The sequence below is a fragment of the Aromatoleum petrolei genome (assembly GCF_017894385.1).
Lineage (GTDB): Bacteria > Pseudomonadota > Gammaproteobacteria > Burkholderiales > Rhodocyclaceae > Aromatoleum > Aromatoleum petrolei.
In genome coordinates this window covers 2,735,375-2,759,234 of the sequence record NZ_CP059560.1, presented here as the reverse complement: position 1 = coordinate 2,759,234, position 23,860 = coordinate 2,735,375, and the positions used below count along the sequence as shown (strand labels likewise).

The window sequence follows — 23,860 nt, the reverse complement described above, 5'->3', positions numbered from 1 at the left end:
TCAGCGTCCTTGGTTCAAATGGTGAAGCGCGACCCAGGCCTGGCCCAGCGCGAGGCCGGCATCGCCGGGCGACAGCCGCCGCGCTTCGAGCACCGTGAGGCCGCGCGCGCGCAGGCCGGCGGCCAGGTGTTGCGACAGGATGCGGTTGTGCAGGCAGCCGCCGGAGAGTGCGACGACGTCGAGGCCGGTGCGCGCCGCCGCCTGTGCGACCCAGTCGTCGAGCGCGGCGGCGAGCGTGACGTGGAAGCGCGCGGCACCGCGGCCCGTGTCCGGTTCGTCCGCCAGCGCGACGAGGAGCGGCATCAGGTCGAGTCGCCCGGCCCCATCCGTCGTCCAGCCGTCGGCCTCGGGCCGGGCTTCACCGTTGTGGTCGAGGTACTCGGCCGCCGCACGCTCCAGCGCGATCGCGGCTTCCGCCTCGACGCGCATCACCGGGCACAGGCCCAGCAGCCCCGCGGTGGCGTCGAACACGCGGCCGAGGCTGGAGGTCGGCGGGCACAAGGCCTCGCGCTCGAGGAGCTGCGCGAGCATCGCCGCGGCGGGCTGGGAGGCGAAGCGGGTCGCGATCTCGCCGGCGCGGCCGGCCCGGTGCAGCACGGCCGCGGCCATGCGCCACGGTTCGCGCGCCGCGCGGTCGCCGCCCGCGAGCGGCAGGGGCGCGAGATGGCCCAGGCGCTCGAAGGACGCGCCGTCGACGCGCAGCAGCTCGCCACCCCAGGCCGTGCCGTCCGTGCCGAGGCCGACGCCGTCGAGCGCGAGGCCCAGCGCCGGGCCGGGATGCTCGTGCTCCGCCAGCACCGCGGCGACGTGGGCGTGGTGGTGCTGCACGGCGATGGCCGGCACCCCGAGGCGCTCGGCCAGCTCGACCGCGCGGCGGCTGGAGTGGAAGTCCGGGTGCAGGTCGTGGGCGACGGCGGCGGGCGTGCGATGGGCGAGCATCGCCTCGGCCCAGGCGTCCATGTCGTGACAGGCCTCGGGCGTGTCGAGGTCGCCGACCGTCGCGCCGAGCCGGCCCTCGCCCTCGGCAGCCAGGCACAGCGCGTTCTTGTACCAGGCGCCGAATGCGAGCACGGCCGGGCCGCGCGGCGCGAGCGGCAGCGTCACGGCATACGGAGGGGCGTCGTGCGCGATGCTCACCGACGGACTCAGGCCCGCTGCCGGGCCACGCGCGCCTTCGCCATGCCGCGCTCGAGCCACGCGAGCCACTGCGAAATGCCCTCCCCGTTCGTCGAGGAGCTGCGGATCACCTCGATCGCGGGATTCACGCGACGCGCGTAGCCGATCGCGCGCTCGACGTCGAAAGCGAGATACGGCAGCAGGTCGACCTTGTTGAGCAGCATCAGGTCAGCGGCGGCGAACATGTCGGGGTACTTGAGCGGCTTGTCCTCGCCCTCGGTCACCGACAGGATCGCGACCTTGTGCGCCTCGCCCAGATCGAAGGCCGCCGGGCACACGAGGTTGCCGACGTTCTCGATCAGCAGCAGGCTGTCGTCGGCGAGGTCCATCTGTGCGAGTGCGCGGCCGACCATGTCGGCGTCGAGGTGGCAGCCCTTGCCGGTGTTGATCTGCAGCGCCGGCACGCCGGTCGCGCGGATGCGTTCGGCGTCGAATTCGGTTTGCTGGTCGCCTTCGATGACCGCTGCCGGCACGCGCCCGGCGAGTTCGGTGAGCGTGCGCACGAGCAGCGTCGTCTTGCCGGAGCCGGGACTGGAGACGAGGTTCAGCGCGAAAATGCCGCGCGCGGCGAGGGTGCGGCGGTTTTCGTCGGCGCGGGCGTCGTTCTTGCCTAGGATGTCGCGCTCGATTTTCACCATCTGTGACTGCGTGAGGCCGGGCGCGTGCGCGTGGGCCGCGCCGGCACCGAAGTGCAGGTGGTGATGGGCGGGATGGATGTGCGCGTCGTCGGCGGCGGCCTCCGCGGCGGGTTCGTTGGCCTGTTCATGCGCGTGCGCGGGTGCCGCGACCTTCCACCCGCGCGTCGCCCCGCCCTTCGCACGCGCGCCCCTGGACCACCCCGCGCCACCGATACTCACTTCGCCCGAACCACAACCGCACACCGTACACATCACCTTGCTCCAACTCGTTCGCAAGCCCCCATTCCACGGCCTGCTGCAACTCGATACCGTTCGGGCTCAGCCCTTCGACCTTCCACAGGCCAGGCCTGTCGAATCCCTGCCGCCACCCTCCGACAAGCCCAGGGCGAACGACTGCGTTTGCCGCCAGGAATATTCGACGGCATCTTCGCCTCACTCCACCTCGATTTCGCTCACGCGCATCTCCGTGCCGCCGGTCGGTCGCACCTGGTAACCGCCGCACTCGGGACAGGCATCGTAGCGCTGCGCGAGCGGCACGCTGCGGTCGCACGCGAGGCACCAGCCGACGCCGGGGACGGCCTCGATCTCGATCGCCGCGCCGTCCGCCAGCGAATCGCTCAGCACGACGTCGAGGCAGAAGCGCAGCGCCTCGATCTCCACCGACGACAGCTCCCCGATCTCCAGCACGACGGTCTTCACGCGCGCGGCGCCCTGCGCCTGCGCGGCGTCCTCGACGATGCCGCGGATGCTCTCCGCGAGCGACATCTCATGCACCGGCCACGTCCTCGATCGCGATCTCGTACTCGACGCAGGGGTCGAGCGACAACGCGAGGGCCTTCAGGCGCAGCAGCGCCGCCTCGTCCGACTCCGCCTCCCAGCCGCAGCCTTCGCGCACGAAGGGACCTTCGGCGTGGAAATTCCATTCGGTCGGCGCGACGATCGCGTATTCGGCGATGCGATCGCCGTCGAGGCGCACCGCGTGCATCAGCAGCCCGCGGGCGGTCTCGACGCAGGCGAGCCCGGCGTGCTCGCCCAGCGGCGCCGCATCGACCAGCTTGGCCATGTCGGACGCGAGCGGATGGCGCAGGCGGCTCGCACATTCCGACAGATCGACCACGCGCGCGAACAGCCGCGCGGCGATGCGATGGCGATGCATGAGCAGGCCGCGCACCATCAATTCGCCGGCGTGACGCGACAGCACCCCGGTTTCGTGCGCCTTGCCGAAGAGGGTCGGCGTCGCGCAGAAATCCGCCGACGGCACCCCGCCCAGTTCGTTCGCCCACGCGCCCGCCGCCAGCACGGGCAGGAGCGGCACGGCCTCTTCTTTCGGGGTCGAGGAGCCCATTTCGATCAGGTCGCCCAGCGCCGCGCCGATGGTGCCGCCGCGCCGCGCCCGCTCGACGAACTCGCGCAGGCTGCTCGGTCCGCGCGTGGCCATGAAGAAACCCTGCAGCAATTCCACCGCGACCAGATCGAGGATATCTCCGCCCAATTCATAGGCTGCGCGGGCATCCACGAGACGCGCCAGGCGACGGTGCAGTTCCGCGAAGCGGTCGCGGCGCGGGGCGTGGCCGAACAGCGTGGGCCAGTCGAGCATCAGGCGCCACAGGTGCTCCTGCGTCATTTCGGTCGCGAGTTCGCGCTCCTCGGCCCAGGCCTCGGGGCGCTCCGTCTGCGCGGCGCCCGCCGCGACACAGGCCGCCGTGGCGGCGATCCGCTGCGCGTGCGAGCACAGACTGAAGAGGGTCGGAACGAGTTTGATCGCCTCCTCGACCGTCCGCCCGACGAGTACGCGCGCGGCCTGCGGCCGGGGGTTGTCGACCTCGACATGGACGATCCTCCGCCCTTGCCGCCGCGCCACCAGCCGCATCGTTCCCCCCGGGTTCATCCGCCTTCTCCGTTCCGCCGTCCGGTCGCCACACGCATGCCGCCGCACCCCATGCGCGCGCGGCCCGGAAAACGCGCTGTGGGCGCGCATCCGCCGGGTGCGGACGATGATAGGCGCAGACGCGCGAGGGCGAAAGCCTGCCGACGGCAACCGTTGACGCATGTCTAGGAGCGGCCGCGCAGGAAGGCGCGACGCGAGGGCGAGGGCGGCGTCCGCGGATTCGGATCGGCATCTTCGGAGGGGAGCGCCCCAGTGGGATCGGCGACGCTTGCGGCCAGCGGCTTGAGCACGGTGGCGAGCGCCTCGCGCGCGATCGCGCAGGCTGCGTCGGTGTCCGCGATGCCCTCGGGCGGCGTGATCAGGGGGCAGTACTGGAAGGCCGGCACGAGGTCCGAGGCGTGTTCGGCCGCCTCGCCGATGAACACGAGATTGCCCACCGGCAGGCTCAGCGTGTGGCGCATTCCGGCCGCGGTATCGCACCACAGCGTGCCGCCGCCCGGCAGCAGCACGAGCTGGATGCTCCACGGCGTCACCACCGCCGCCAGCCAGTCCCCGCCGACGCGCTCGCACGCGGCGACCGCGACGTCGAGGGCTTCGTTGAGGAAGGGCAGACCGAGCATGCGCGTTTCGTGCACACGGCGGAAATGGCGTTCCATCGTCGGGCTCGGGTCGTCATCCCAGACCGCGGCGACCTGCGCCGCCGCCGGACGGACCGCCGGCACGCGGACGAAGGGGAGCACCTCGCTCATGCCGCTTCCCGCCCGCCCAGGTCCTTGAACCACGCGTCGGGGTCGTAGTCGCCGTCAAGCGTCGCCGCCAGCGCCGCGAGCGCCTCCTCGGTCAGCGCGAGGCTCTCTTCGTCGAGCACGTCCTTGGCGAAACCAAGCGCAATCAGCAGCCAGGTGCCGACGGGCTGCGGGCCGACGAGCAGCATGTTGGCCTGCTCGCGGCGATCACCGCGCCGGACCCACGCGATCTCGCCGTCGCCCACCCAGGACTCGACCTGCATCGGCACCGACAGACACATGCTACGCAGCCTCCGCGACCTTGGGAGGCGTCTGCAGCCCATATTCCGCCAGCGCATCGCGGATCGCCTGCAGCCCCTGCGGCATCGCCGCTCGCACCGGCGCGCTCTGCTCCATCGAGGTCGAAATGTCGAAGGGCTGCACGCCCACGACGACGACATGGCGCGGCGCACGCTCGGTGATCTCGAGCGTCGCGAGCACGTCCGACAGCCCGACCTGATGCGGCGAGATGCGCGCGCGGAAGAAGGCCGGCACCTCGTCGTCCTTCAGCACGACGACGGACGCCGGCGGCTGGCCGACACGCACGCAGTCGGCGATGACGAGCAGGTCGAGGTTCTCGAGATCCTCGAGGAGCTCCATCGCCGCAGTGCCGCCGTCGAGCACCGTCAGCACTTCGGGGATCTCGTACCCGGCCTGCAATTGCTCGACGAGGCGCACGCCGACGCCCTCGTCGGTGAGCAGGATGTTGCCGACACCCAGCAGGACGGCGCGGCGGATTTCGATCGAGCTCATCAGGACGCCTTCACCCGCACGACCTCGGTGTTCTCCGTATCCAGGATATGCACCGCGCAGGCGAGACACGGATCGAAGGAGTGGATCGTGCGCAGCACCTCCAGCGGCTTCTCGGCATCGGCCACCGGGTTGCCGATCAGGCAGGCCTCGTAGGGCGCCATCTCGTCCTTCTCGTTCTTCGGCGCGGCGTTCCACGTCGAGGGCACCACGCACTGGTAGTTCTTGATCTTCTGGTTCTCGATCACCACCCAGTGCGACAGGATGCCGCGCGGCGCCTCGTGGAAGCCGACGCCGTGGATCTCGCCCTTGGGGAAGACCGGCGCATTGAAGGTGTCGAGGTCGCCCTTCGCCATGTTGTCGATGAGCATCTGCCACTGGCCCTGCAGCGCGTCGGTCTCGACGCCGCACATGATCGCGCGCGACGCGTGGCGGCCGATCGTCGAGTGCATCGCGTCCAGCCGGACCTGGGTCTTCGCCAGCGAGGACACCGTGTCGAGCATCCCGGTCGCGTACTTCGTGATGCCTTCGTGCTTGGCCGCGAGGCCGCACAGCACGCGCGCGAGCGGGCCGACCTGGGCCGGCTTGCCGAGGAAGGTCGGCGACTTGAGCCACGAGTACTTGCCGTCGTCCTGGAAGTCGGTGTACTTGGGCGTTGTTTCGCCCTTGTAGGGGTGCAGCGAAGTCGAATCTCCGCCGCCGTATTCGTACCACGAGTGCTTGATCGCTTCCGAGACCCCGTCCTCGAAGTACTTGTCGCCGAAGGCCGTGATCGGCTTGAACTGCGTGAGATCCCCGTTGGGGATGTAGCCACCGGGGATCGCGAACTGGGTGCCGGCCGAATCGAGCGGGATGTCCGGCGCCGCGAGATAGTTCACGACGCCGCGGCCGACCTGCGTCCATTCCGGATAGAAGGCGCCGATCGCGGCGACATCCACCATGTAGACGTTCTTCACGAAGTCGTCGAGCTTCGTCATCCACTCCTGGATCGCCATCAGGCGCTCGACGGTCAGCACCGACTGCGAGTTCGTCGACAGCGGATTGGCGACGCCGCCGACGGCGACGTTCTGGATGTGCGGCGTCTTCGAGCCGAGGATGGACACGATCTTGTTCGCGTAGCGCTGGATCTCCAGTGCCTGCAGGTAGTGCGCGACCGCCAGCAGGTTCACCTCCGGCGACAGCTTCATCGCCGGGTGGCCCCAGTAGCCGTTCGTGAAGATGCCGAGCTGGCCGCTCGCGACGTAGCTCGCGAGCTTCTCCTTGACCTTGCGCATCTCGTACTTGCTGTTGCCCGACCACGTCGACAGGCTCTCGCCGAGCGCGGCGGCCTTGTCCGGGTCGGCCTTCAGCGCCGAGACCACGTCCACCCAGTCGAGCGCCGACAGGTGGTAGAAATGCACGATCTGGTCATGCACCGCGTGCGCAAGGATGATCATGTTGCGGATCAGCTGCGCGTTGAGCGGGATGTCCAGCTTCAGCGCGTTCTCGACCGCGCGCACCGAACAGATCGCATGCACGGTCGTGCACACGCCGCAGATGCGCTGCGTGATCGCCCAGGCGTCGCGCGGGTCGCGGCCGATCAGGATGTTCTCGACGCCGCGCCACATGGTGCCCGAGGACCAGGCCTTGGTGACCTTGCCGCCGTCGACCTCGACGTCGATCCGGAGGTGGCCTTCAATCCGGGTGACCGGGTCGATGGTGATGCGTTGGCTCATGGGTTCAGTCTCCTGGTTTTTGTCAGGCGGCCTGCCCGGCCGGCGCGTGGTCCTCGCGCGGCAGCACCGGGAAGCGGCGGGTAATGACGATGTAGGCCAGCACTTCGATCGCGAACATGCCGAAGGTGACCATCATTTCGGGGATGGACGGGAAGTAGGACCAGCCGTCGCCGGTCTGGTAGCCGACCAGATAGGAATTCACGCGCAGCAGGATGCCGGCGATCATCAGCACGGCGCCGCCGGTGAAGAGGTTCGCCGGATTCGCGCGCTTGGCGGGCGAGCCAAGGATCCGCAACGGCAGCACGAAGGCGATGCTCTCCAGCCAGAACATGAAGGCCTGCAGCGTCGGCTCGAAGGCCGTCGCGATCGCGCCACGCACGATCAGGTCGCCGAAGCGCAGCGCCAGATACACACCCAGCATGCCCAGCATCACCTTGGACAAGGGGGTGAGGAGGTGCATCTCGATCGAGCGGCGATAGCCGGCGGCCGCGACGCAGGACTCGAACAGCACCACCGCATAGCCGAGCGTGATCGCCGAGATCAGGTAGATCGCCGGCAGCGCCATCGTCTGCCACAGCGGATGCAGCTGCGTGCCGAACACGATCAGCATCGAGCCGAGCGAGCTCTGGTGCATCATCGGCAGCACGGTGCCGAGGCCGATCAGGAAGAACATCGCGCGCCCGACCTTGCGCTGCGCGTTCGTCCAGCCGAACTTCTCGAAGAAGGTCGGCGAGAACTCCAGCCACATCACCAGGATGTAGAGCGAGATGCAGGCGGCGACCTCGAACATCACCGAGTTCGGCGACGCGTAGCCCGGCCACAGGATGTGCCAGAAGTTCCAGTAGCGGCCGAGGTCGAAGATAACGCCGGCGCCCGCCAGCGAATATCCGAACAGGCTCGCGAGCAGCGCCGGGCGCACCAGCGGGTGGTACTCGCCCTTGTTGAAGATGTACACCAGCATCGCGACCGAGAAACCGCCGCACGCGAAGGCCGAGCCGATCACGACGTCGCCGACCACCCAGATGCCCCACGGGTAGCCGTCGTTGAGGTTCGTCACTGCCCCGAGGCCGCCCCAGAAGCGCAGCGCGAGGATCGCAAAGGCCGACAGGATCAGCACCGCGCAGACGAAGCTCACCGCGTTGAGAAGCCGCCCGCCGACCGGGGCCGGCGCGGCATGGACATGAGCGCTCATTGGCCGCCCTCCCGCTTGTCAGAGTGTTGGCCCGTCGAGTCGTCGTCCTTGGGCATGTTGCGCTTGGCGAGGAAGGTCATCACCCCCAGCGCGACCACCGGCAGCGCGAGCCCGCCGTAGAGGGTGTGCTGCAGCGTCTCGGACCTCGACGAGAAGGAGCGCTCGGGCAGCGGCTTGTGGCCCAGCTTGTCGAAGGGCACGGCAGCGAGCTTCATCATCTGCGTGCCGCCGACCTCCTTCTCGCCATACACGTGCTGCACGTAGGCCGGCACCGCGCCTTCCCACGAGGGCTGGTCGCCCGTCGTGAGATTGCCGCGCGGATACACCGTCGTCTCGCCGGGTTTCAGCGCGAGGCGGCGCTGCGCCTCAACCTTCAGGTCGGAGACCTTGCCGTACAGCGTCGCGCCGGTCGGACACACCTCGGCGCAGGCCGCGTAGTGGCCGTCCTTCATGCGATGGCGGCACAGCTGGCACTTGCCGATCGCGCCGGTCGGCGAGTCGTAGTCGTATTTCGGGATGCCGAAGGGGCAGGCCGCCACGCAGTAGCGGCAGCCGATGCAGGCGTCCTTGTCGTAGGAGACGATGCCGGTCACCGGATCCTTGAGCATCGCCGACACCGGACAAGCCGACACGCAGCTCGGGTCGACGCAGTGCAGGCAGGAGCTCTTCATGAAGGCGTAGCCGCCCTGCTCCGTGTCCTTCAGCGTCGCCTTGCCGTCCTTGTACACCTTGATCACGTTGAAGGTGCGCGCCGTCGTGTCGAGCGGCACGTCCCACGGCGAGTCCGGCGTGGTGTTGATATCGACCGGCAGGTTGTTGGCCGTCTTGCACGCCGCGACACAGGCCTTGCAGCCGATGCACAGCGTCGCGTCGAAGAGGAGCCCCACCGCGTCGGGCGAGATCTCGGCGTTGCCGCGCGCCTGCACGGCCGGGCTCGCCGCGGCGCCTGCGACGGCCGCGCCGCCCGCGAGCGCACATCTGAGGAAGTCGCGTCGGGAGCTCATCGTCACTCCCGTCCGGCGCTCTTGCCGTCCTGCTTGCCGTCCTTGTCCTTCGCGGCCTGCTGCTCCGCGTGAGACTTGCCGAGATTCTTCGCGAACATTGCGCCGGCGCCCGCGGCGGCCCCGGCCACCGCGGCGAGAACCGCCGCCGAGCCCAGCGATGCGCCCTTGCCCTGCGGCTCGCCGACCGAGGGATAGCTCGCCGGCGGCTCGACGTTCTTCACCTTCGCGAGCATGTGGATCGGCTTCTGGAAGCCCACGCCCTGCTCGGTACAGCCGATACAGGGATGCCCGCAGCCGACCGGCCAGGTGCCCGCGCCGGCATCGCCGAACAGCACCGTCGGACAGTTCGCGTAGGTTTCCGGCCCCTTGCAGCCCAGCTTGTACAGGCAGTAGCCCTTGCGGTGGCCTTCGTCGCCGAACTCCATCGCGAAGCGGCCGGCGTCGAAGTGCGCGCGGCGCTCGCAGTTCTCGTGGATCAGGCGCGAATACGCGAACTTCGGCCGGCCCAGCTGATCGACTTCGGGAAGCGCGCCGAAGCTCAGGAAATGCACGACGGTGGCGAGGAAGTTGTAGGGATTGGGCGGGCAGCCGGGGATCGTCACGACCGGCTTGCCCAGCACCTCCGCGACACCGGTCGCGCCGGTCGGATTCGGCCCCGTCGAAGGCATGCCGCCCCAGCTCGCACAGGAGCCGATCGCGATCACCGCCGCGGCGTCCGCCGCGCACTCCCTGGTCAGCTCGATCGCGGTCTGGCCGCCGACCTTGCAGTAGATGCCGTCTTCCTTGGTCGGGATCGCCCCCTCGATGACGAGGATGTACTTGCCCTTGTTGTCCGCCATCGCCTGACGGCGGGCGGCCTCGACCTGGTGGCCGGCGGCGGCGAACAACGTCTCGTGGTAATCGAGCGAGATGATGTCGAGGATCAGCTTCTCGAGCGTCGGGTGCTCCGCACGCAGCATCGACTCGGTACAGCCGGTGCATTCCTGGAAGTGCAGCCAGATCACCGAGGGGCGGCGCTTCTGCTCGATCGCGCTCTGCATCTGCGCCGCGGCGGTGGCCGGCAGGCCCAGCGTCGTCGCCAGCGTCGCGCAGAACTGCATGAAAGTTCGCCGGCTCATCCCCAGGCGCTCCTCGACCGGCCGCGCCTGCCAGGCTTCCGCCAGTTCCTTCAATTCGTGGTGCATGCACTCCCCCCTGTTCTTGTCCATGGACCGCATCGCATGTGCGCGTCGTACGCGGGGAGGGTCACAAGAAGCGTGCCTGCTTTCCGGTTAGCGGTTTTCCGTTACGAAACAGGGGTTTGAAGGATTTGGGGAAGTTCACCCGGCAAGCCTCGAGCCGGCTGAAACCAAACTCCGGAAAGTTACTTTCCACTGTCCTTTCCAGAGGGCCTGCGTAGGATCGAGTTCGGCGAATCCTCGACGCGCTCCGTGGGAATGGCTTCAGCCGCGAATGCCCCCTTCCACATGCGCGGAGAGGGGGCCGGCCGCAGGCTCAGACGTCCAGCGGATCCACGTCCAGCTGCCAGCGCAGCTCGCGATGAGTACGCTGCCCGCGCAGCACCTCGATCCAGTGCGCGATGAAACCCTGCAGCGGCGCGCGCTCGTCGGCCTCGACCAAGAGCTGGGCGCGTTCGCGGCGCGCCAGGCGCGTCATGCGCATCGGCACCGCGTCGAACACCCTCACGCCGGCCGGCGCCATTTCCTGGGCGAGGCGGCGCGCGTGGGCGAGGAACTGCATCGCGTCGTCGAGCATCGGTGCGTCGGCGCGCAGCATCGCCTGGAAGGTGAAGGGCGGGAAGCCCGCGGCGCGGCGCTCGTCCAGCGCGCTCGCGGCGAACGCGTCGAAGTCGTGCTTCACGAGGCAGCGGTACAGCGGGTGGTCGGGGTATTCGGTCTGGATCAGCACTTCGCCCGGCAGGTGCGCGCGTCCCGCACGCCCGCCGACCTGCATCAGCTGCTGGAACAGGCGCTCCGGCGCGCGGAAGTCCGCCGCGTGCAGGGACGCGTCGGCACCGATCACGCCCACCAGCGTGAGCTGCGGGAAGTCGTGCCCCTTGGCCATCATCTGCGTGCCGACGAGGATGTCGGCCTCGCCGCTGGCGATCTGCGCGAGCAGGCTTTCCCACTGGTTGCGCGTGCGCGCCGAATCGCGGTCCACGCGCAGCACGCGCGCTTCGGGGAAGAGCTCCACGAGGCGCGCCTCGACGCGCTGCGTGCCACGGCCGAAGGGCTGGATGTCCTGGTTGCTGCACACCGGGCAATGGTGCGGCACCTCGGTATCGCAGCCGCAATGGTGGCAACGCAGGCGCCGGTCGGCGAGATGCACGACGAGGTTGGCCGAACAGTGCGGACACTGGCTGACCCAGCCGCAGGCGGGGCAGGACAGCACCGGCGCGTAGCCGCGGCGGTTGAGGAAGACAAGGCTCTGCTCACCGCGTGCGAGGCGCTCGCCGATCGCGGTCTTGAGCTGCGGGCTGAGGCCTTCGTCGAGCTTCATGCGGCGCGTGTCGATGCGGCGCACCGCGGGCAGCGTGCTCGCCAGCGCGCGCGCGTCGAGACGCAGGCTGCGGTAGCGTTCGAGCCGCGCGTGCTGCCAGCTCTCCAGCGAGGGCGTCGCCGAGCCGAGCACGACCGGGACGCCGCGCTGGCGCGCGCGCCACACGGCGACGTCGCGCGCCGAATAGCGCACGCCTTCCTGCTGCTTGTAGGACGCGTCGTGCTCCTCGTCGACGAGGATCAGCCCCAGGCGCGGCAGCGGCGCGAACACCGACAGGCGCGTGCCCAGCACGATGTCCGCGCGGCCTTCGAGCGCCTGCACGAAGCCGCGCGAGCGCGCCCCTTCGGCGAGCGCGGAATGCAGGCTCACGACGCAGGCGGCGGGGAAGCGGTTGGCGACGCGCGATTCGAGCTGCGGCGTGAGCGCGATCTCGGGCACCAGCATCAGCACCTGCTGGCCGGCGGCGAGCGCGCGCTCGGCCAGGCGCAGGTACACCTCGGTCTTGCCGCTGCCGGTCACGCCCTGCAGCAGCCAGGGCGCGAAGCCTTGCGGCGCCGCCGACACCGCCTCGACCGCGGCGCGCTGCTCGTCGGTGAGCTCGGGGCGGTTCGCCGCCGGCATCGCCGGATCCGCACCTCGCACGGCGACGACCCAGCCGCGCTTCATCGCGTCGCCCAGCGCCGCCCCGGCCGGCAGCTCGCGCGCGGCGCTGCGGCGGATCACGCCGGCCGCGCGCAGTTCGCCGAGCAGGGCCAGCGCCCGGCTCGCACGGCGGCCCTCGGCCAGCGCCGCGTGGCCTGCCTCGCTCAGGTCCAGCAGCGGGTCGCTTTCGCGGTCGCTCACCGCATCGGCGCGGCGCAGCCCGGGCGGCAAGGCGAGCGCGATCACTTCGCCGAGCGGCGCGTGGTAGTAGCGCGCGACGAAGCCGACCAGCTCCAGCCAGTCCGCCGGCAGCGGCGCGACCTCGCGCTGGATGTGACGCACCGCCTTGAGGCGCGCGGGGTCGAGGTCCGATTCGGCGACGCGCGCAACGATCAGGCCGCTCTTCTCCCCCCGTCCGAAGGGCACCCGCACGCAGCGGCCGACATCCTCATCGCATGCATCTTGCGATGAATAATCAAAGAGTTGCGGCAGAGGAACGGGAAGCGCGACGCGGACGATGGGCATTCGGGTTTCGTTTCTTACACAGCTTTCAATTAAATATCAGATGTTTACGGCACGTTGTTAAATTCGTTGTTCGGAAACGGGGAGTAAATCTTTGCCGCGAAACCGTTCCGACGCTTGTCCACAAATCCTGTGGATAACTTTGTTGATAGCATGGGTGAAACGTCCTGAACCCGGCGCCAGTCCTGCCCTTGTGTCACATTGCCTTAACAGTAGGCAAATTTTTATTTTATATTTTTCAATTACTTAGAGTTTCTGGTGAATAAACCCCGATTCCATGCAGGATCCGGCTTCGGGAGTGCTCCGGTGTGCATAAGTCAAGCGGTCAACGCATATTATTCCGCTTGACAAGGGTCGGCCGGACACCCCCGATTGCGCACGTCGCGGCGTGACGGTGCCGACAAACGGGGAATTTTCCCCGGCCCCAAAAGGGAACCCCGGCGGGGCGCGTCCTGCGCAACCCGGCCGGGGTTCGGGTACCGCCGCGAAACGCTCAGGCGCCCGCGCGAATCTTGCGGCTGTGCTCGTGCACGGTGTCGACCAGCACGGACACCGAGTCGGGCGGCGTGAACTGCGAGATGCCGTGGCCGAGGTTGAAGACGTGGCCGGGGTGGTTGCCGAAGGAATCGAGCACACGCTTCGCTTCGCGCGCGATGGCTTCGGGCGGCGCGAACAGCACGTTCGGGTCGAGGTTGCCCTGCAGCGCGACCTTGTCGCCGACGAGCTTGCGCGCGCGGCCGATGTCCATGGTCCAGTCGAGGCCGACCGCGTCGCAGCCGATGGCGGCGATGCTCTCGATCCACAAGCCGCCGCCCTTGGTGAACACGATGTTCGGCACGCGCTCGCCCTCACGCTCCTTGATCAGCCCATCGACGACGCGCTTGAGATAGGGCAGCGAGAACTCGTGGTAGGCCGCTTCCGACAAGGCACCGCCCCAGGAGTCGAACACCATCACGGCCTGCGCGCCGGATTCGATCTGCGCGTTGAGGTAGGCGACGACGGAGTCGGCCGTCACGCTGAGGATGTGGTGCATCAGGTCGGGGCGCGAGTAGGCCATCGCCTTGACCTTGCGGTAGTCGTCGGACGAGCCGCCTTCGACCATGTAGCAGGCCAGCGTCCACGGGCTGCCCGAGAAACCGATCAGCGGCACGCTGCCGTTCAAGGCGCGGCGGATCTCGGCGACCGCGTCCATCACGTACTGCAGTTCGGCGTGCGGGTCGGGGATCGCGAGGTTGCGGATCTCCCACTCGTCGCGCAGCGGGCGCTCGAAGCGCGGGCCCTCGCCTTCGGCGAAGTACAGGCCCAGGCCCATCGCGTCGGGCACGGTGAGGATGTCCGAGAACAGGATCGCGGCGTCGAGGTTGTAGCGCGCGAGCGGCTGCAGCGTGACTTCGCAGGCCATCGTCGGGCTCTTGCACAGGTTCAGGAAGCTGCCGGCGCGCTTGCGGGTCTCGCAGTACTCGGGCAGGTAGCGTCCCGCCTGCCGCATCAGCCACAGCGGCGTGTATTCGGTCGGCTGGCGCAGCAAGGCGCGCAGGAAGGTGTCGTTCTGCAGGCGGGTCACGGTTACGTCCTCAAATCTGCCCGAGCGGGCGCAAACCGTAATTATCGCCGTTTTTCCGCCGTCATGCCGAGCCCGCACAGGCGGCGGGGGATTTGCCCCGCCGCGCGCTCAGATCGCGAAGGTCAGCGCGCCCGCGGCGGCCGCCAGCCCGCCCAGCGTCCAGCGCAGCGCGCCGGTCGAGCGGACCGCGAAGAACGCACTCACGAGCGTGACGAGCGCCGACGGCAGGTGCTCGATGCCGGACGAGAACATGTGCGCGAGGCCCGGCACGAAGCCGTGGTCGCCGTGCGCGAGGGCCGGGCCGGCGACGAGGACGAGAGCGATGGCGGTGGAGAGGCGGAGCGGTGTCATGTCGATATCCTCGGAATGTTGGTCGCAGTTTGCTGGATCAGCCGAGGTCGATACAAGTTGTGTGCCAGCGGACGGGAGTGCGGCCGCACAAGGAGCCGATACCCGGCGCTGGCAAGTCGCATTCCGGATGGCGAGCGCGGATGGTCAGGCGCTTTCCAGTGGAGCCTGCCCGGACGGTCGGCTCCCCGCCACAGGCGCGAACGGAACGGACGGGGCCTCGGACGGCCGCAGGTTCAGCGGCACACCAGCACGGGAATCGTGCAATGCGTGAGCACCTTGTTGGTCTCGCTGCCCAGCAGCAGCGCGTTGATGCCGCGCCGGCCGTGCGAGGCCATGCAGATCAGGTCGCAGCCGCGGCGCTCGGCCGTGTGGATGATCACGCGGTGGGGTGTCTCGCTGCTTTCGAGGACGGATTCCGCGTCGATCCCTGCCTCGCGTGCGCGCGCGAGTGCGGCGTCGAGGATGCGCTGGCCGTGCGTCGCGGCCTCACTAGCGAAACGACGCGACTTCTCGGGATCGTAGTGGCCGTCCTCGCCGAAGTTGGTCACCGGGAACGGCGCTTCGGCGGTCGCGTTGAGGATGGTCAGGCGCGCGCCCATGCTGCGGCCGAGCGCGATCGCGCGGTCGAGGGCCTGATCGGACAGCGGCGAGCCGTCGGTGGGGACGAGGATGTGCTTGAACATGGTGCGTCCTTCTTGAATTGGGAGGTGCCTGGGTGGCGCGAACGGCGGCTGTTGCGCGGGGCGGCAACGAACCGCCGTTCGGGCTGTGCCTGTCGGGGCCTTGCGACGGCCCTTCGACCAGCTCAGGGCGAACGGAGGTCTCCGATCGGGACGGTCATTGCGCTAGTCACGCCCGGCGCCCGCGCCGGCGGTCTCGACCGCGAGCTCGCCCACCTCGCCACCGGTCTGCCGCTGCGCCAGCCAGCGGCCGAGCGCGACGACGAACAGCGCCCCGACCGCCGAACTCAGGTAGTGCAGCCAGCCCGGGAGGTGCTCGACGTAGGGCTTCACGACGACGTCGCCGACCAGCATGCCGCCGGCGATCCAGCCGAGAAGGGCCGCCCCCAGCGTGATGACCATCGGGAAGCGATCCATCAGTTTCAGCACGAACTTGCTGCCCCACACGATGATGGGGATGCTCACGACGATGCCGAACACGACGAGGCCGAGATCGCCCTTGGCCGCGCCGGCGACCGCGATCACGTTGTCGAGGCTCATCACCGCGTCGGCGACGACGATGGTCTTGATCGCACCGAGCAGATGCGTCGAGCCCTCGATGTTGCCGTGGCTGTCGTCGTCCTCGGGCTGCAACAGCTTGACGCCGATCCACAAGAGCAGCAGCGCGCCGACGACCTTCAGGAAAGGCAGCGCCAGCAACTGCAGCGCGAAGAAGATCAGCACGATGCGCAGGCCGATCGCGCCGACCACGCCCCACGCGATGCCCTTGGCGCGCTGGTGCTCGGGCAGCCTGCGGCATGCCAGCGCGATCACGACCGCATTGTCGCCGCCGAGCAGGATGTCGATGGCGATGATCTGCAGCACGGACACCCAGAAGGCGGCATCCATCATGGTTTCAATCACTTTTCTCTCCTCAGATCGGGGAATGGTGGCCGATCGCGTTCGCCTGCATGCGACGCACGAGGCGCCACGCCTGCGGCACGATCACGACCAGCGCGGTGATCACGAGCACCGTCGCCGAGATCGGCTGGGTCACGAAGATCGACAGGTCGCCCTGGCTGATCGCCAGCGCGCGGCGGAACTGCTGCTCCGACAATGGTCCCAGGATCAGGCCGACCAGCACCGGGGCGACCGGAATGTCGTAGCGGCGCATCACGAATCCCAGCAGACCGATGCCGTACAGCAGCGCGAGGTCGAACCACGAGTTGCGGATGCCGTAGGCACCCATCGTCGCGAAGATCAGGATGCCGGCGTAGAGTAGCGGGCGCGGGATCGACAGCAATTTTATCCAGACCCCCACGAGCGGCAGGTTCAGCGCAAGCAGGATGACGTTTCCGATATACATGCTTGCAATCAGGCCCCAAATCAGCTCCGGTTGCGTGTCGAACAGCAGCGGGCCGGGTTGCAGGCCGTACTGCTGGAACGCGGCGAGGATGATCGCGGCCGTCGCGGTGGTCGGCAGGCCCAGGGTCAGCAGCGGCATCAGCGTGCCGCTCGCGGACGCGTTGTTGGCCGCTTCCGGCCCCGCCACGCCTTCGATCGCACCCTTGCCGAACTCGGCCGAATGCCGGCTGAGCTTCTTCTCCGTCGCATAGGAGAGGAAGGTCGGGATCTCGGCGCCGCCCGCGGGGATGCAGCCGAACGGGAAGCCGAACGCGGTGCCGCGCAGCCACGGCTTCCACGAGCGCTTCCAGTCCTCCTTGCTCATCCAGATCGAGCCCTTCATCTGCTCGATGGTGTCGACACCGCGGTTGAGGTAGGTCGCCACGTAGAGCGTCTCCCCGACTGCGAAGAGCCCCACCGCGACGACGACGATGTCGAGGCCGTCGAGGAGTTCCGGCACACCCAGCGTGAAGCGCGCCTGGCCGGTCTGGCTGTCGAGCCCGATGAGGCCGATCGTGAGGCCCAGGAAGAGCGCGGCGAGACCGCGCGCGGGCGAGGAGCCGAGCACCGCCGACACGGTCACGAAGGCCAGCACCATCACCGAGAAGTATTCGGCGGGGCCGAACTTCAGCGCGACGTCCACGGCGAAGGGCGACACGAAGGTCAGCAGCACCGTGCCTATCGTGCCCGCGACGAAGGACCCGATCGCCGAAGTTGCCAGCGCCGGGCCGGCGCGGCCGCGCTTGGCCATCATGTTGCCTTCCATCGCGGTGACGATGGTCGCCGATTCGCCCGGCGTGTTGAGCAGGATCGAGGTCGTCGAGCCGCCGAACATCGCGCCGTAGTAGATGCCGGCGAACATGATCAGCGCGCCGGTGGGATCGAAGCTCGCGGTCGCGGGCAGCAGCAGCGCCACCGTCAGCGCCGGGCCGACGCCCGGCAGCACGCCGACCGCCGTGCCCAGCGTGACGCCGACGAAGCCGAGCAGCAGGTTCTGCAGCGTCAGCGCGACGGCAAAACCGGAGAGGAGTGCGTTCAGGGTTTCCATTCAGGCCTCCCGCCGGGCCGCCCCAAGGGAGGCCTGCGCCCCCTTGGGGGGGTGAGGCAGGGATTTCGCGGCGCACTGCGCCGTGCCTGCCGAACGGGCAGGCTGTGCAAAGCCTGCCCTCCGCGAACAAAGTGAGCGTGGGGGTCGTTTCATCTCAGCCTCCGAACAGGCCCGCAGGCAGGCTCAGACCCAGCGCCTGCGTGAAGAGGAAATACACGATGGTCGACAGCACCGCCGCGATCGCCACGTCGCGCACCGGCTTCGTGCTGCCGAAGCCACGCGCGACCAGCACGAAGAGCAGGGTCGAGGCGAGGATGAAGCCGGCCCAGCCGATCAGCACCATGTGCAGCACGACGCCGGCGCTGATCAGCAGGAAGCCCATGCGGTCGGGCGCGGCGTGCGTCTCGGCCTCGTCCGGCATCGCGCGCCAGCCGCCGGAGAGCGCCTGCCACGCGAGCCAGGTGCCGCACAGCGTCAGGCCGGTGCCGATGAGGTAGGGAAAAAGCCGCGGGCCGACCTGCGAATAGCCCTGCGTCTCGGCGATGCCCTGGGTCTCGAACACGACGAAGCTGCCCAGGGCCAGCAGTGCGAGCGAGATCAGCAGCTCGCCGGCGTCGATGCGCTTGCTTTGCATCTCGAATGTCTCCGGAAGAGCTCCCGCGGGCCGCGACGGCGCGGCCCCGCGCGGGAGGGGTGCTGCGGGCCGAGCGGGCCGCTCAGGGCTTGACCATGCCGAGGTCGGTCACCAGCTTGGTGATGCGCGCGATGTCGGCGTCGAGGAACTTCTTGAACTCGGGGCCGGCGAGGTACATGTCGGTCCAGTCGTTGCGCTTCAGGGCCTCCTTCCACGAGGTCGAGGCCACCGCCTTGTCGAGCGCGGCGACGAGCTCCTTGTGCTGCGCCTCGCTGATGCCGGGGGCGGCGAAGATCGAACGCCAGTTGACCATCTCGACATTGACGCCCTGCTCCTTCAGCGTCGGCACGCTCTCGCCGGGGATGCGCTCGGCGCCCGAGACCGCCAGCGCGCGCAGCTTGCCGGACTTGATCTGCGACTGGAACTCGCCGAAGCCGCTGATGCCCGCCGTGACGTGGCCGCCCATGATCGCGGCCTGGGCCTCGCCGCCGCCCGAATAGGCGATGTAATTGACCTTGGCCGGCTCGACGCCGACGGCCTGCGCGATCAAACCGGCGAGGATGTGGTCCGAGCCGCCCGCCGAACCGCCGCCCCACGCGACCGAGCCCGGACTGGCCTTGAACTGCTCGATCAGGTCCTTGAGGGTCTGGATCTTGGAACTCGCCGGCACGACGACGACCAGCGTCTCGCCGGAGAGGCGCGCCAGCGGCGTCACCTGGGTCAGGTTCACAGGCGACTTGTTGGTCGCGATCGCGCCGACCATCACCATGCCGCCGACCAGGGTCGCGCCGCCGTCGCCCTTCGCGCCATTGACGAACTGCGCCAGCCCGATCGTGCCGCCCGCGCCGCCCTTGTTGTCGACCGTGACCTTCTTCGCGAGGCCTTCGGCGTTCATTGCCGCCTGCAGCGCGCGCGCGGTCTGGTCCCAGCCGCCACCGGGGTTGGCCGGCACGAGGATTTTCACGTTGTCGAGCGCGAGCGCCGGGGTGCTGGCGACGAAGCCGAGGCCGAGTGCGCCGGCGACGAGGGTGGTCCTGACGATGTTCCTGAACATGCTTGTCTCCTCCTTGGAATGAGGCCGGTCGCTCCGGCCCTGCATGGAGGCGGACGATACGGAGGAGTGCTTTCGATTGGCTTTCAGCCGGCGACAGCTTCGCGGCGCGGGAACTCCACCTCGACGAGCAGCCCGTGTCCCCCCGCCGCGTCCGCGAGGCGCACTTCGCCGCCGTGCGCGAGCGCGATCTCGCGCACGATCGCGAGCCCCAGGCCGCTGCCGTCCGGACCGCCCTGGCCGAGGATGCGGTAGAAGCGCCCGAACACCTTGTCGCGCTCGTCGAGCGGGATGCCCGGCCCCTCGTCGCTCACCGCGAGCACGACGCGCCCGTCCGACGCGCCGGTCGCGACGACGACCTGCGTGTCCGGCGGGCTGTAGCGGATGGCATTGTCCACGAGGTTCGCGGCGAGCTCGCGCAGCATTGCCGCGTTGCCGGTCATCGGCGCCGGCCCGGTCTCCTCGAACGCGAGCTCGATGTGCTTCTTCAGCGCCACCGGCACGAGCTCCAGCGCCACCTCGCGCGCGATGTCGGTGAGCTCGACGGGCTCCTGCTCCTGGATCAGGCCGTTCGCCGGCTCCGCGCGCGACAACGACAGCATCTGGTCGGCCATGCGGCGCGTGCTGCGTATCGTCGCCAGGATGCTCTCGAAAATGCGCCGCATTTCGCCCGGATCGCCCTGGCGCGCGCCGAACTCGGCCTGCGTGCTGAGCACCGCGAGGGGGGTGCGGATCTGGTGCGCGGCATCGGTCAGGAAACGCCGGCGCGCCACGAGCATCGCCGACAAGCGCTCCATGTGGTGGTTGATCGCGCCGATCAGCGGCTGCACCTCGCTCGGCACGTTGCCCGTGGGCACCGGCGTGAGATCGTCCTCGGCGCGCTTCTGCACCGCATCGCGCAGCTCCACCAGCGGGCGGAAGGCCGTGCCCAACGCCAGGGCCAGCATCAACGCCCCCAGCCCGACGAGCAGCAGCTGGCGGCGCAGGCTGTCGAAGAACAGCTCGCGCGCGAGCGCGACCCGCGACTCGGTAGTCTCGGCGAATACGATGGTCACCGCATCGCTGCCGGCGAGCGCCGGGTCGTATAGACGCTTCTTCATCGCGCCGATGCGCACCTCCTCGCCGCGGTAGGGCATCTCCGCGATCAGCAGCGCGCCGTCCTCGGCCGGCACGCGCGGCGCGCGCAGATCCTCGTAGCCGGTCACGAGGCGCCCGTCGGGGGCGAACACCGCGTAGAAGATGCGCTCCTGCACGCCCGCCTCGAACACCTCGAAGGCCGAGTACGGCACATCGACGGTGATCTCGCCCTCGAGCGAATGGACCTGCTCGGCGATCGCGCGCACCGAGGCCGTGAGCGAGCGATCGTAGGCGCGGTTGACCGCCTGGCGCGCGCCCAGCCAGGACAACACGGCATTGATCGCGAGCAGGATCAGCAGCGGCGGCAGCAGCCAGCGCGCGACGCGCCCGCGCAGGCTCAGCGATGCGCGCATGCCCATCCGCGCGAAGCCTCAGTCACCGCCCGCCTCGCCGATCAGGTAGCCCAACCCGCGCAGGGTCGTGACGACCGCTCCCGACCCTTCCAGCTTCTTCCTCAGGCGATGCACGTAGATCTCGATTGCCTCCGGGCGCGCCTCCTCGTCGAAGCTGAACACCTTCTCGAACAGCGCCTCGCGCGCGAGCGGCCGGCCCTGGCGCGCGATCAGCGCCTCCAGCACCGCCAGCTCGCGCGGTGTCAGCGACAGCGGCTTGCCGTCGACGGTCGCGAGACGCGAGCCGAGATCGAACTCCAGCCGGCCGATCCTCACCGTCGGCACGAGGTTGCCCGCGCGGCGCAGCAGCGCCTTGATGCGCGCTTCCAGTTCGGTGAGCTCGAAGGGCTTGGGCAGGTAGTCGTCGGCGCCGAGATTGAGCCCCTTCACGCGGTCCTCGGTGGCGCCACGCGCGGTAAGGATGATCACCGGCGTGTTCTTCGTCGCCTCCCGCCCGCGCAGGCGGCGCAACACCTCCAGGCCGTCCAGCCCGGGCAGCGACAGGTCGAGCACGACCAGGTCGTAGGGCTGCGTGAGCAGCGCGTGGTCGGCGTGGTCGCCGCGGCGCATCACGTCGACGGCGTAGCCCGCCTGCACCAGCGCCTTGGAAACCCATTCCGCGAGTTCGGTATGATCCTCTACGAGCAGCAGGCGCATCGTCTGAAAGTGAATCGAAAGCCGTGGGAAGGATCATCGTGCCGCAAACGATCGCATCGCGCAAAACCGCCGCCGACTGCGAGGAGGAATCCGGATTGAGCTCCTTTCTGCCCCGCCTGCTCCGCACCGTCACTCTTGCGTGCGCGTGCGTGCTGCCTGTCGCCGGAGCGCACGCCGAACGTGACGACACGCGGTACGCGGCGGCTGTACGCGAGGGCCGGGTGATCATTTACGCGGTGACCGACGAGCGCATCGCGCGCCCGCTGCTGCAGGACTTCGAACGCCGCTACCCCGGGGTGCGCGTGCACTACGAGGACCTCAACAGCGGCGAGCTGTCGCGGCGCTTCCTCGACGAGGCTGCGCGCGGCGAGCAGCCCGACATCGTGTGGAGCTCGGCGGTGGACCTGCAGGTGAAGCTCGTCAACGACGGCTACGCCCAGCCCCACCGCTCCGCCGAAACGGCCGCGCTGCCCGAATGGGCGGTGTGGAAGAACGAGGCCTTCGGCACCACCTTCGAACCGGTGGCGATCGCGTACAACCGCAAGCTCCTCGCTCCCGCCGAGGTGCCCACGACCCATGCCGAGCTGTTGCGCCTGCTCGCCCAGCAGCCCGAGCGCTTCCGCGGCAAGCTGGCAACCTACGAACCCTCCACTTCGGGCCTCGGCTTCATGCTGCACACGCAGGACGTGATCGCCAACCCGGTCGTGTTCTGGAAGCTCGCCCAAGCCTTCGGCCGCACCGGCACGGTGACCCTCGCCTCGACCACCGGCATGCTCGACCGCATCGCGTCGGGCGAGGCCCTGATCGGCTACAACGTGCTCGGCTCCTACGCGCTGCTGCGCGCCCACGACGACCCCGCGATCGGCGTGGTGCTGCCGCGCGACTACACGCTGGTGCTCAGCCGCATCGCCTTCATCTCCCGCGGCGCGCGGCATCCCAACGCCGCGCGCCTGTGGCTCGACTACCTGCTGTCGCACGAGGGGCAACGGCAGCTCGCGCAGAACCCGGGTTTCTTCTCGGTGCGCGACGACGTGCCCGAGGATGCCGCGGCCACCGAGCTGCGCCGCCAGCTCGGCGGCGCCTTCCGTCCGATCCCGATCGGGCCCGGCCTGATGACCTACCTCGACCAGGTCAAGCGCCGCGACTTCCTGCGCAAGTGGCACCACACGCTGTTCCCGGTGCCCTGACCCCCGCTTTTCCCGCCCGGCCGACGAGTCGTCGGCGCGCCTACTCGCGCCACTTGAACATGCGGCATTCGGCCGACAGCGCCAGCAGGTTCGGATTGCGCTCGCGCTTGCGCGGCAGCAGCAGCGCGATGTGCTGGCTCGTGGCATAGCGCGCCTCGAGCGGAATGAACCTGACCTGCGGCGTGAACTCCTCGACCCGGCGCGGCAGCAGCGCATGGCCGACCCCGCCACTGACCAGATTGGTCAGGGAGAAGATGTCGCCGACGCGCATCGCGATCTCGGGCCGGAATCCGGCGATCTCGAAGGCCTGGACGAAGTCGCGGTAGGTGGCGAAGTCCTCGCTGAGACTGACGAATTTCTCGCCGCGCATCTCCTGCAGGTCGATCGTCCTGCGGTCGGCATAGCGGGAGTCGCGCGGGGTCGCGAAGCAGATCTCGTCGTCGAACATCGGGATGGCGATCAGCTCGGCAACCGGCGTATCGGCCTGCACCGCGATCACGATGGCATCGAGGCGGTCGTCGTTGAGCTTGTCGAGCAGATCGCGGTTGGAGCCGAGCGTCAGCTCGACGTCGAGCTCGGGCCTGCGCGCCTTGAGCCGCATCAGCAGGCGCGGCAGCGTGCGCACGGTGAGCGAATACAGGGCGCCGATGCGCAGCCGCGCCGTCGTGAAGCCGGCCGCCTCGCGCGCCGCCTCGATGCCGTCGACGCACGCCCGCACCGCGCGCCCCGCATGCTCCGCGAATGCGTAGGCGGCGGCGAGCGGGATCAGGCGCCGCCCCTCACGGCGGAACAACGGACAGCGCAGCCCCTCTTCGAGCGAATGCAGGGCGCGATGCACGCTGACCGTACTCTGGCCGACCGCCTCGGCGACGCGGTTCATGTTCCCGAGCTCCAGGAACGCGAGAAAGACTTCGAGTTTGCGGAACGTCACCTGCTCATCGACCTGCATCGCGGGCGCCTCCCAA

The 23,860-nt window shown here is 69.1% G+C and carries 23 protein-coding genes; 1 reads left to right on the top strand and 22 read right to left on the bottom strand.

What is annotated here, in order from left to right; all coding sequences use genetic code 11:
- From ToN1_RS12610 to ToN1_RS12510, 21 genes are all read right to left on the bottom strand, one after another.
- On the bottom strand, positions 1-1,137 hold the full coding sequence (locus tag ToN1_RS12610; protein ID WP_244860755.1) for a Kae1-like domain-containing protein: 1,137 nt from the start codon (positions 1,135-1,137) through the stop codon (positions 1-3).
- An 8-nt stretch (positions 1,138-1,145) separates the two neighbouring features.
- A complete protein-coding gene (gene hypB / locus ToN1_RS12605; RefSeq protein WP_169205351.1) occupies positions 1,146-2,066 on the bottom strand; it encodes a hydrogenase nickel incorporation protein HypB in 921 nt (306 codons plus the stop codon).
- A 180-nt stretch (positions 2,067-2,246) separates the two neighbouring features.
- Positions 2,247-2,588, bottom strand: a complete 342-nt coding sequence (hypA, locus tag ToN1_RS12600) for a hydrogenase maturation nickel metallochaperone HypA (RefSeq protein ID WP_169205352.1) — start codon at positions 2,586-2,588, stop codon at positions 2,247-2,249.
- A complete protein-coding gene (locus ToN1_RS12595; RefSeq protein WP_169205353.1) occupies positions 2,581-3,702 on the bottom strand; it encodes a nickel-dependent hydrogenase large subunit in 1,122 nt (373 codons plus the stop codon). The genes hypA and ToN1_RS12595 overlap by 8 nt, the downstream gene beginning before the upstream one ends.
- Positions 3,703-3,866: 164 nt before the next feature.
- Positions 3,867-4,451, bottom strand: coding sequence for a [NiFe]-hydrogenase assembly chaperone HybE (gene hybE, locus ToN1_RS12590; protein ID WP_169205354.1), 585 nt, complete (start codon positions 4,449-4,451; stop codon positions 3,867-3,869).
- Positions 4,448-4,729, bottom strand: coding sequence for a HypC/HybG/HupF family hydrogenase formation chaperone (locus ToN1_RS12585; protein ID WP_169205355.1), 282 nt, complete (start codon positions 4,727-4,729; stop codon positions 4,448-4,450). The genes hybE and ToN1_RS12585 overlap by 4 nt, the downstream gene beginning before the upstream one ends.
- A 1-nt stretch (position 4,730) precedes the next feature.
- Positions 4,731-5,240 carry a HyaD/HybD family hydrogenase maturation endopeptidase gene (locus ToN1_RS12580; RefSeq protein ID WP_169205356.1) on the bottom strand — a complete coding sequence of 170 codons (510 nt, stop codon included), beginning with the start codon at positions 5,238-5,240 and terminating at the stop codon, positions 4,731-4,733.
- Positions 5,240-6,952: a nickel-dependent hydrogenase large subunit gene (locus tag ToN1_RS12575; protein WP_169205357.1), complete on the bottom strand. Its 1,713-nt coding sequence runs from the start codon at positions 6,950-6,952 to the stop codon at positions 5,240-5,242. The genes ToN1_RS12580 and ToN1_RS12575 overlap by 1 nt, the downstream gene beginning before the upstream one ends.
- Before the next feature lie 22 nt (positions 6,953-6,974).
- Positions 6,975-8,144, bottom strand: a complete 1,170-nt coding sequence (gene hybB / locus ToN1_RS12570; protein ID WP_169205358.1) for a Ni/Fe-hydrogenase cytochrome b subunit — start codon at positions 8,142-8,144, stop codon at positions 6,975-6,977.
- On the bottom strand, positions 8,141-9,148 hold the full coding sequence (hybA, locus tag ToN1_RS12565; RefSeq protein WP_169205359.1) for a hydrogenase 2 operon protein HybA: 1,008 nt from the start codon (positions 9,146-9,148) through the stop codon (positions 8,141-8,143). Before hybA ends, hybB begins: the two co-directional genes overlap by 4 nt.
- A gap of 2 nt (positions 9,149-9,150) precedes the next feature.
- Positions 9,151-10,356, bottom strand: a complete 1,206-nt coding sequence (locus ToN1_RS12560) for a hydrogenase small subunit (RefSeq protein WP_244860754.1) — start codon at positions 10,354-10,356, stop codon at positions 9,151-9,153.
- Between the two features lie 286 nt (positions 10,357-10,642).
- Positions 10,643-12,814 (bottom strand): primosomal protein N', encoded by a 2,172-nt coding sequence (locus tag ToN1_RS12555; protein ID WP_169205361.1) that lies wholly within the window; start codon positions 12,812-12,814, stop codon positions 10,643-10,645.
- A 490-nt stretch (positions 12,815-13,304) separates the two neighbouring features.
- Entirely contained in the window at positions 13,305-14,375 is a 1,071-nt protein-coding gene (hemE, locus tag ToN1_RS12550) for a uroporphyrinogen decarboxylase (RefSeq protein ID WP_169205362.1), read from the bottom strand.
- Between the two features lie 108 nt (positions 14,376-14,483).
- Positions 14,484-14,726 (bottom strand): hypothetical protein, encoded by a 243-nt coding sequence (locus tag ToN1_RS12545; RefSeq protein WP_169205363.1) that lies wholly within the window; start codon positions 14,724-14,726, stop codon positions 14,484-14,486.
- Positions 14,727-14,959: 233 nt separating this feature from the next.
- The gene (locus ToN1_RS12540; RefSeq protein WP_169205364.1) at positions 14,960-15,409 is read right to left on the bottom strand and encodes a universal stress protein; all 450 of its coding nucleotides are present in this window, start codon (positions 15,407-15,409) and stop codon (positions 14,960-14,962) included.
- A 162-nt stretch (positions 15,410-15,571) separates the two neighbouring features.
- Positions 15,572-16,309 carry a TerC family protein gene (locus ToN1_RS12535; protein WP_169205365.1) on the bottom strand — a complete coding sequence of 246 codons (738 nt, stop codon included), beginning with the start codon at positions 16,307-16,309 and terminating at the stop codon, positions 15,572-15,574.
- A gap of 10 nt (positions 16,310-16,319) precedes the next feature.
- Positions 16,320-17,837 carry a tripartite tricarboxylate transporter permease gene (locus ToN1_RS12530; RefSeq protein WP_169205366.1) on the bottom strand — a complete coding sequence of 506 codons (1,518 nt, stop codon included), beginning with the start codon at positions 17,835-17,837 and terminating at the stop codon, positions 16,320-16,322.
- A gap of 154 nt (positions 17,838-17,991) precedes the next feature.
- On the bottom strand, positions 17,992-18,471 hold the full coding sequence (locus ToN1_RS12525; RefSeq protein WP_169205367.1) for a tripartite tricarboxylate transporter TctB family protein: 480 nt from the start codon (positions 18,469-18,471) through the stop codon (positions 17,992-17,994).
- Between the two features lie 82 nt (positions 18,472-18,553).
- Positions 18,554-19,525, bottom strand: a complete 972-nt coding sequence (locus ToN1_RS12520) for a Bug family tripartite tricarboxylate transporter substrate binding protein (protein ID WP_169205368.1) — start codon at positions 19,523-19,525, stop codon at positions 18,554-18,556.
- A gap of 83 nt (positions 19,526-19,608) precedes the next feature.
- A complete protein-coding gene (locus ToN1_RS12515) occupies positions 19,609-21,012 on the bottom strand; it encodes a sensor histidine kinase (protein WP_169205369.1) in 1,404 nt (467 codons plus the stop codon).
- 18 nt (positions 21,013-21,030) lie between these two features.
- Positions 21,031-21,708 (bottom strand): response regulator, encoded by a 678-nt coding sequence (locus ToN1_RS12510; RefSeq protein ID WP_169205370.1) that lies wholly within the window; start codon positions 21,706-21,708, stop codon positions 21,031-21,033.
- A 95-nt stretch (positions 21,709-21,803) separates the two neighbouring features.
- On the opposite strand from ToN1_RS12510, the gene ToN1_RS12505 reads away from it, so the two are divergent.
- On the top strand, positions 21,804-22,895 hold the full coding sequence (locus ToN1_RS12505) for an ABC transporter substrate-binding protein (RefSeq protein ID WP_169205371.1): 1,092 nt from the start codon (positions 21,804-21,806) through the stop codon (positions 22,893-22,895).
- 40 nt (positions 22,896-22,935) lie between these two features.
- Here the strand turns inward: ToN1_RS12505 and ToN1_RS12500 are convergent, their stop codons facing one another.
- Positions 22,936-23,844: a LysR family transcriptional regulator gene (locus tag ToN1_RS12500; protein WP_169205372.1), complete on the bottom strand. Its 909-nt coding sequence runs from the start codon at positions 23,842-23,844 to the stop codon at positions 22,936-22,938.
- Positions 23,845-23,860 lie beyond the last annotated feature (16 nt).

Coding starts and splice junctions, on each gene's coding strand:
- hypB (WP_169205351.1), bottom strand. CDS start 2,066: ATGTGTACGGTGTGCGGTTGTGGTTCGGGCGAAGTGAGTATCGGTGGC.
- ToN1_RS12595 (WP_169205353.1), bottom strand. CDS start 3,702: ATGAACCCGGGGGGAACGATGCGGCTGGTGGCGCGGCGGCAAGGGCGG.
- hybE (WP_169205354.1), bottom strand. CDS start 4,451: ATGAGCGAGGTGCTCCCCTTCGTCCGCGTGCCGGCGGTCCGTCCGGCG.
- ToN1_RS12585 (WP_169205355.1), bottom strand. CDS start 4,729: ATGTGTCTGTCGGTGCCGATGCAGGTCGAGTCCTGGGTGGGCGACGGC.
- ToN1_RS12580 (WP_169205356.1), bottom strand. CDS start 5,240: ATGAGCTCGATCGAAATCCGCCGCGCCGTCCTGCTGGGTGTCGGCAAC.
- ToN1_RS12575 (WP_169205357.1), bottom strand. CDS start 6,952: ATGAGCCAACGCATCACCATCGACCCGGTCACCCGGATTGAAGGCCAC.
- hybB (WP_169205358.1), bottom strand. CDS start 8,144: ATGAGCGCTCATGTCCATGCCGCGCCGGCCCCGGTCGGCGGGCGGCTT.
- hybA (WP_169205359.1), bottom strand. CDS start 9,148: ATGAGCTCCCGACGCGACTTCCTCAGATGTGCGCTCGCGGGCGGCGCG.
- ToN1_RS12560 (WP_244860754.1), bottom strand. CDS start 10,356: ATGGACAAGAACAGGGGGGAGTGCATGCACCACGAATTGAAGGAACTG.
- ToN1_RS12555 (WP_169205361.1), bottom strand. CDS start 12,814: ATGCCCATCGTCCGCGTCGCGCTTCCCGTTCCTCTGCCGCAACTCTTT.
- ToN1_RS12545 (WP_169205363.1), bottom strand. CDS start 14,726: ATGACACCGCTCCGCCTCTCCACCGCCATCGCTCTCGTCCTCGTCGCC.
- ToN1_RS12540 (WP_169205364.1), bottom strand. CDS start 15,409: ATGTTCAAGCACATCCTCGTCCCCACCGACGGCTCGCCGCTGTCCGAT.
- ToN1_RS12530 (WP_169205366.1), bottom strand. CDS start 17,837: ATGGAAACCCTGAACGCACTCCTCTCCGGTTTTGCCGTCGCGCTGACG.
- ToN1_RS12525 (WP_169205367.1), bottom strand. CDS start 18,471: ATGCAAAGCAAGCGCATCGACGCCGGCGAGCTGCTGATCTCGCTCGCA.
- ToN1_RS12520 (WP_169205368.1), bottom strand. CDS start 19,525: ATGTTCAGGAACATCGTCAGGACCACCCTCGTCGCCGGCGCACTCGGC.
- ToN1_RS12515 (WP_169205369.1), bottom strand. CDS start 21,012: ATGCGCGCATCGCTGAGCCTGCGCGGGCGCGTCGCGCGCTGGCTGCTG.
- ToN1_RS12510 (WP_169205370.1), bottom strand. CDS start 21,708: ATGCGCCTGCTGCTCGTAGAGGATCATACCGAACTCGCGGAATGGGTT.
- ToN1_RS12500 (WP_169205372.1), bottom strand. CDS start 23,844: ATGCAGGTCGATGAGCAGGTGACGTTCCGCAAACTCGAAGTCTTTCTC.